General features: G+C 65.6%; 5 protein-coding genes. All 5 read right to left on the bottom strand.

From position 1 onward, the window contains the following. Positions 1-55: 55 nt before the first annotated feature. Positions 56-1,492 (bottom strand): GuaB1 family IMP dehydrogenase-related protein, encoded by a 1,437-nt coding sequence (locus ACYP01_RS22110; RefSeq protein ID WP_378503742.1) that lies wholly within the window; start codon positions 1,490-1,492, stop codon positions 56-58. Positions 1,493-1,495: 3 nt separating this feature from the next. Continuing rightward, a complete protein-coding gene (locus ACYP01_RS22105) occupies positions 1,496-2,377 on the bottom strand; it encodes a DMT family transporter (protein ID WP_003944968.1) in 882 nt (293 codons plus the stop codon). Between the two features lie 4 nt (positions 2,378-2,381). Then, positions 2,382-3,884, bottom strand: coding sequence for a DEAD/DEAH box helicase (locus ACYP01_RS22100; RefSeq protein ID WP_459682458.1), 1,503 nt, complete (start codon positions 3,882-3,884; stop codon positions 2,382-2,384). Between the two features lie 62 nt (positions 3,885-3,946). Beyond that, positions 3,947-5,404 carry an NADP-dependent phosphogluconate dehydrogenase gene (gndA, locus tag ACYP01_RS22095; protein WP_007730904.1) on the bottom strand — a complete coding sequence of 486 codons (1,458 nt, stop codon included), beginning with the start codon at positions 5,402-5,404 and terminating at the stop codon, positions 3,947-3,949. Between the two features lie 217 nt (positions 5,405-5,621). Continuing rightward, on the bottom strand, positions 5,622-7,293 hold a 1,672-nt coding region (locus ACYP01_RS22090; protein WP_459682455.1), incomplete at its 5' end, for a DEAD/DEAH box helicase.

Here is a 7,293-nt window from a genome sequence, read left to right as displayed (position 1 = left end):
GGCGGGTGCCCGGGAGTAGGGACCCGAGCACCCGCCGACAGTCACAGAACGTGGTTCACCAACCAGACGGAAGCGGCCGTCCTTCGGCAAATCCGGCGGCGGACTGCACGCCCAGAACGGCCTTCTCGTGCAGCTCTTCGAGAGAGCGCGCACCCGCGTACGTGCAGGTACTGCGCACGCCGGAACAGATCTGATCGATCAGGTCCTCGACTCCGGGGCGCTCGGGATCGAGACGCATCCGCGAACTGGAGATGCCTTCCTCGAACAATCCCTTACGGGCGCGATCGAAAGCCGTTTCGGTGGCTGTGCGAGCGGCAACAGCGCGCTTGGAGGCCATACCGAAGCTCTCCTTGTACGCGTTGCCCGCCTGATCGACCTTGAGGTCGCCGGGGGACTCGTATGTGCCGGCGAACCACGAGCCGATCATGACGTTCGACGCGCCCGCCGCGAGGGCCAGTGCAACGTCGCGGGGGTGGCGAACGCCGCCGTCGGCCCAGACGTGCTTGCCGAGCTCACGTGCCGCTGCAGCACATTCCGCGACGGCCGAGAACTGCGGGCGTCCGACGCCGGTCATCATGCGAGTCGTGCACATGGCTCCGGGCCCGACGCCGACCTTGACGATGTCCGCGCCTGCGGCGATCAGATCTCGGGTTCCCTGTGCGGAGACCACGTTGCCTGCAACCAACGGGACGCCGAGATCGAGCGCCTTGAGGGTGGTGAGCGCATCGATCATTCTCTGCTGGTGACCGTGAGCCGTGTCCACGACGATCACGTCTGCACCGGCGTCGACGAGTGCCTTGGCCTTGGCGCCCACGTCACCGTTCACACCGACCGCCGCAGCGACCCGGAGTGCGCCGCGCTCGTCGACTGCAGGGTCGTAGATGCCGGCACGAATCGCGCCGGTGCGGGTGAGGACGCCGGCAAGAGTCCCGTCTTCGTTGACGATGACCGCCAGCGGATCATGCTTGGTTTCGAGCAGTTCGAAGACCTCACGCGGTGTGGCGGTGACCGGGGCCGTGACGAAGTCGGTGATCGCGACGGTACGGAGGCGAGTGAACCGATCGACATCCGCGCAGGCAGCCTCGGTGACGACACCGAGAGGCTTACCGTCCTCGAGCACCACGACCGCGCCGTGAGCGCGCTTGGGAAGCAGCGCCAGCGCATCGGAGACGGCGTCGTCCGGACTCAGCGTGACCGGCGTATCAGCGACGAGGTGGCGGCTCTTGACGAACGCCACGGTCTCGGCGACCGCTTCGGTGGGGACGTCCTGCGGAATGATGACCAGTCCGCCGCGGCGGGCGACAGTCTCCGCCATGCGGCGGCCGGCGACTGCGGTCATATTGGCGACCACGACGGGAATGGTCGTTCCGGATCCGTCGGAAGAATTGAGATCGACGTCGAACCGAGAGGTGACCTCGGTCCGGTTAGGGACGAGGAAGACGTCGTCGTAGGTCAGGTCGTATGGGGGGCGTTGCCCTTCGAGGAACTGCACGTTTCACGAGCCTACCGTCGATTCCGCCGTAGCGCCCTCGGTATCGCGCGCTTGTGAGCGGGAAAGGGCGATCGTGGTCATGATCATGACGGCGACGGCGCACCCGATGAGAGCAATTCCGGGACCGTCGACGCGGAGGCGTTCGTCGAGCACTGTCATCCCCAGGAAGATGGCCGCGATCGGCTCGCCGATCGTCAGGGCGGGTAGCGACGCCGACAGCGGCCCGACCTGGAACGCGCGCTGTTGCAGGTAGACCCCGATTGCGCCCGAGGCGATCAGCGCCCACGTCTGCCATGCCGAAATCACCCCGACGACGCCGTGGCCGAGTAGGTCGGTGACGTACTTGGTGAATGCGACGGCGACGCCGTAGAAGATGCCTGCCGCAGAGCCGAGAAGCAGTGCGCGCCAGCCGCCGTCGAGTTTGGACAAGCCGCCGACAGTTGCGGCCACGGCCACTGCGACCGTAATCGTCAGGGGCACAGCCCAATCCGACCATGGAGCGTTGCTGTCTCCCTCGGTGGGATCGCCGACGACGAGGAAGATCGCCAAGGAAATCGCGAGCATGATCGCCAGTGACCACGCGGAACGGGTGATGCGGATTCCCGAGAATTTGGCCGAGAGAGGCAGCGCGAACAGCAACGAGGTCACGATCAGCGGCTGCACCACCAACACCGAACCCAACGACAGTGCAACGGCCTGCATGACATACCCGCCGCCGTCACCGATCAGCCCGGCCCACCACCGAGGACTGCGAATCAACGACGCCACCAACGCCTCGCCCTCGGGAACCGCGGACGCCGCCCGTTGCTGAGCGACCGAAGCGCACGCGAAGAGCAGTGCAGCGAGAAGTGCGCAGAGAACCGAGATCAGTGGAAGATCACCCATTCCCTCAGTGTGCGCGCTTGCCCGCCCGATTTCCGGCAGACGGCTTTCCTGCGCCGGGTGCGCCGCGACGCGGGGTCAAGCCCTTGGACGCCAGACGCTCCGAACGGGTCGGGACCGGAGTGCCGTCCGCACGGATCTTCTTCACACTCTTCGGATCGGTGACGCGCCGCGAGGAGGCGGCGCGCTTGTCGCCGTCCTTCTTCATCCGGCCTCCGGCAGCGGTCCGGCCTGCAGTGTCGTGTTCCTGACGGCCACGCTTGGCGGTGTGCTTGACGGCAACCGTCGTATCGGGAGCCTCGACCGGTATTCCCGTCGGCTCCATCGCGCCGGTGATGCGCGTGAGCTCCAGATCGTCAGGACGAACCCGCACGCCGTGAACCTTGATACCTGCCTGCTTGGTCAACTTCTCGACCGAATCACGTTCTTCGTCGGTGACGATGGTGACGACGACGCCCGATTCCCCGGCGCGTGCCGTCCGGCCGGCCCGGTGCAGGTAGTCCTTCGCCTCGGCCGGGGGATCGACGTGAACGACGAGCGTCACGTCGTCGACATGGATTCCGCGCGCGGCGACATCGGTGGCGACCAGGACCGGTGTTGTCCCGTCGGAGAACGACGCGAGGGTCTTGGTCCGGTTGTTCTGTGTCTTGCCGCCGTGTAGGGCGCCGGCCGAGACACCGATCAAATGCAGTTGCTGCGCAAGACGATCCACACCGTGCTTGGTCTTGACGAACATGATGGTCCGTCCCGCCCGTGAAGCGATATGTGCGACAACGGATCTCTTGTCGTCGCGATCGACGAAGAGCAGGTGATGCTCCATGGTCGAGACGGTAGCAACCGGGGGAGCAGTCGAGTGCGACGCCGGATTGCGCAGGTAACCCGCGACCAGATCGTCGACCTTGCCGTCGAGTGTTGCCGAGAAGAGAAGGCGTTGACCGTCTTTCGGTGTCGTGTCGAGAATCTTCGCAACCTCGTCGATGAAGCCCATGTCCGCCATGTGGTCGGCTTCGTCGATGGTCGTGATCACGACGTCGTCGAGAATCACCGACTTCTGCTCGAGTAGGTCGAGTAGGCGCCCGGGGGTCGCAATCAGCAGATCGACGCCGCGGGCAAGAATGTCGGCCTGACGCTTGATCGGAACGCCACCGACCGCATTTGCCACACGCAAACCGATCTCGGTAGCAGCGTCGTCGAGTGCCTTGTGGATCTGGATCGCCAGTTCGCGGGTGGGAGCGAGCACCAAACCGCGCGGACGATTCCGCTTGCTCGCCCCGCCTTTGAGGCGCACCAGCATCGGAAGCCCGAAGGCCAGAGTCTTTCCGGAACCCGTCGCACCGCGCCCGAGTATATCCCGGCCGGCAAGGACATCGGGGATGGTGGCCGACTGAATGGGGAAGGGGGCATCGATGCCGCTACGGCGCAACGCGTGCACCATCACGGCAGGGATTCCGAGGTCGACGAACGAACGCCCTTCGGTCGAGGTGGGCGAGTCGATCGTCGATTCCTGCATTTGTCCAGGCTACCGGGTATCGGTAGACGCAGATGACCGCATCTACCGATACCCGCTGTGAATCAGGCCTCGATTTCGCTGCGGTCACCGCTCCACAGTGTGTGGAACTTGCCCGGCTTGTCGATGCGCTCGTAGGTGTGCGCGCCGAAGAAGTCGCGCTGACCCTGTGTCAGGGCTGCCGGCAGACGCTCCGCGCGCAGGCCGTCGTAGTACGACAGCGAAGACGCGAACGCAGGTACCGGAATGCCGAGCATCGTCGCGGTGGCGACCACGCGGCGCCAGCTGTCGATGCCTGCCTCGATGGCCTCGCGGAAGTACGGCGCCAGGATCAAGCTCGGCAGGCTCGGATCGGCGTCGAACGCATCCTTGATGCGGTTGAGGAACTGCGCACGGATGATGCAGCCGCCACGCCAGATCGTCGCCAGGTCGGCAGGCTTGAGGTTCCAGTCGTACTCGGCGCTGCCGGCAGCGATCTGATCGAAGCCCTGCGCGTACGCCACGATCTTCGACGCGTACAGCGCGGCCTGGATGTCGGCGGCGAACTGCTCGGCGTCAGCAGGCTTGTCGCCGAGAGAGCCGGCAGCCAGACCCTGCGCCTGAGCTGCAGCGCGCTGATTGCGGCTACCGGACAGTGCGCGAGCGAACACGGCCTCGGCGATACCGGTGACCGGCACGCCCAGATCCAGAGCGGACTTGACCGTCCAGCGGCCCGTGCCCTTCTGCTCGGCAGCGTCGACGATGACGTCGACCAACGGCTTGCCCGTCTCGGCGTCGACCTGGCGGAGCACCTCGGCGGTGATCTCGATCAGGTAGGACTCGAGCGTGCCCTTGTTCCACTCGGTGAAGACGTCTGCGACCTGACCGGCGTCGTAACCGAGTGCGTCGCGGAAGAGGTTGTACGCCTCGCCGATGAGCTGCATGTCGGCGTACTCGATGCCGTTGTGCACCATCTTGACGAAGTGACCGCTGCCGTCGGGGCCGATGTGCGTGCAGCACGGGGTGCCGTCGACGTGAGCGGAGATGGACTCGAGAAGCGGGCCGAGAGCCTCGTAGGACTCCTTCGGGCCGCCCGGCATGATCGACGGACCGTTGAGTGCGCCTTCTTCGCCACCGGAGATACCGGCGCCGACGAAGTGCAGTCCGCGGGCGCGGATCGCTGCTTCACGACGGATCGTGTCGGTGTAGAGCGAGTTGCCACCGTCGATGATGATGTCGCCGGGCTCCATGGCGTTCGCGAGCTCTTCGATGACAGCATCGGTCGGGGCGCCGGCCTTGACCATGATCAGGACGCGTCGCGGCTTCTGAAGTGCGGCAACAAACTCCTCGACGGTCTCGGTGCGCACGAAATCGCCCTCGGAACCATGCTCGGCGATCAGGGCATCGGTCTTCGCGATGCTGCGGTTGTGCAGGGCAACGGTGTGACCGTGGCGGGCGAAATTGCGGGCAATATTCGAACCCATGACGGCCAGGCCGGTGACGCCGATCTGAGCTCGGGGTGATTCGGTGCTAGTGGTTGACATGCTTACAGCTTTCCCTCTCGGTCCGCGGCTGTGAAATCCTGCGCTGTGCGCAGCCGAAAACGGTGCGGCCGCGACGCGCGTGAACATCAGACCGTGCATACAAAACACGGATGCAGATCACTTTAATTGCAGTGACCTGCATCCGTCTCGATACAGCTTCCGGCACAGCCGGAAGGTTCTCAGTGTTCAGTTGTCGAGCCGCAGCTCAGCGCAGGTATTACCGCTGATCGCGCTTCGGGCCGTCGAATCCGTCATAGCTACGACGGTCGGTACGGCTGCGGAAGCCGCCACCGCTGGTCGAGGCTGCACGGTTGTCGCCGCCTTCGCGGTTTCCCTGGTATCCACCGGAGGAGCGGTTGCCCTGGTAACCCGTCGACGGGCGGCTGTCGCGATCGCCGTACGAGCGGTTGTTGTCACGGCTGCCCTGGTATCCACCACCGGACGAACGGTTGCCCTGGTATCCGCCGCGGCTCTCGCCGTCACGGCTTCCCTGGTATCCGCCCGACGAGCGGTTGCCCTGGTAACCCGTCGACGGGCGGCTGTCGCGGTCTCCGTAGGACGGACGGCTGTCGCGGTTGCCCTGGTAACCACCGCTGGAGCGATCACCCTGGTATCCACCGGACGAACGGTTGCCCTGGTATCCGCCGCGGCTCTCGCCGTCGCGGTTGCCCTGGTATCCACCGGAGGAGCGGTTTCCTTGGTATCCGGTCGAGGGGCGGCTGTCGCGGTTGCCCTGGTAACCACCACTGGAGCGATCACCCTGATATCCGCCGCGGCTCTCGCCGTCGCGGTTGCCCTGGTAGCCACCCGAAGAACGATTGCCCTGGTATCCACCGGACGAGCGGTTGCCCTGGTAGCCGCCACGGCTTCCACCACGATCACCGAAGGAACGCTCGCCACGAGAAGAGCTCTCGCGCAACGGTTCTCCGGTCGGCTTCTTGGCGCCGGTGATGCGAGCAAGTTCAGCAGAACCCGGGGTGACGGCAACGGCTGCGGCATTGACGCCGGCCATACCGGTCAGACGCTTGAACTGACGCTTCTGGTTGGGCAGCACGATGGCGACAACGGTGCCCTTCTCGCCGGCGCGAGCGGTACGACCAGCGCGGTGCAGGTAGTCCTTGTGGTCGGCCGGGGGATCGACGTGAACGACGAGGTCGATGCCGTCGACGTGGATGCCGCGTGCTGCGACGTCCGTTGCGACGAGGACCGGGGTGCGGCCGTTCTTGAAACGCTCGAGGACGCGGGTGCGCTGGTTCTGTGCCTTGCCGCCGTGAAGCGACTCGGCAGCGATGCCGACTGCGCGGAGGCGGTCGGTGATTCCCTCGCAACCGAGCTTGGTGCGGGCGAACATGATGGTGCGTCCGTCGCGGGCACCGATCTCGGCGAGAACGGAATCCTTCTGTCCACGATCGACGAGGAGAACGTAGTGCTCCATCGTGTCGACGCTTGCGCGGCCGTCTTCGGTGGAGTGGGTGACGTGGTTGGCCAGGAACTGACGAACCAGCGACTGGACCTCACGGTCGAGGGTTGCCGAGAACAGCAGACGCTGTCCGTCTGCGGGGGTCTCACCGAGGATCGAGCGAACCTCGGGCAGGAAGCCCATGTCCGCCATCTGATCGGCTTCGTCGAGTGCGGTGATTTCCACCGAGTCGAGGATGCAGGTGCCCTGACGCAGGTGGTCGCCGAGACGACCCGGCGTTGCGACGAGGACGTCTACGCCGCGGCGAAGCTGATCGACCTGCTTGGCGAACGGCGTTCCACCGACAGCGGGGCGAACCGTGAGTCCGAGTGCTCCGGCGTAGGAGTTGAGGGAGTCGACCACCTGGAAAGCAAGCTCACGGGTGGGGACGAGCACGAGTGCGCGGGGACGCTTGGCGGCCGGGCGATCT

The organism is Rhodococcus sp. no. 34 (assembly GCF_054589475.1).
The sequence above is the reverse complement of the archived record's forward strand: the minus strand, read 5'-3'. Positions and strand labels throughout refer to the sequence as shown.

Coding starts and splice junctions, on each gene's coding strand:
- ACYP01_RS22105 (WP_003944968.1), bottom strand. CDS start 2,377: ATGGGTGATCTTCCACTGATCTCGGTTCTCTGCGCACTTCTCGCTGCA.
- ACYP01_RS22100 (WP_459682458.1), bottom strand. CDS start 3,884: ATGCAGGAATCGACGATCGACTCGCCCACCTCGACCGAAGGGCGTTCG.
- gndA (WP_007730904.1), bottom strand. CDS start 5,404: ATGTCAACCACTAGCACCGAATCACCCCGAGCTCAGATCGGCGTCACC.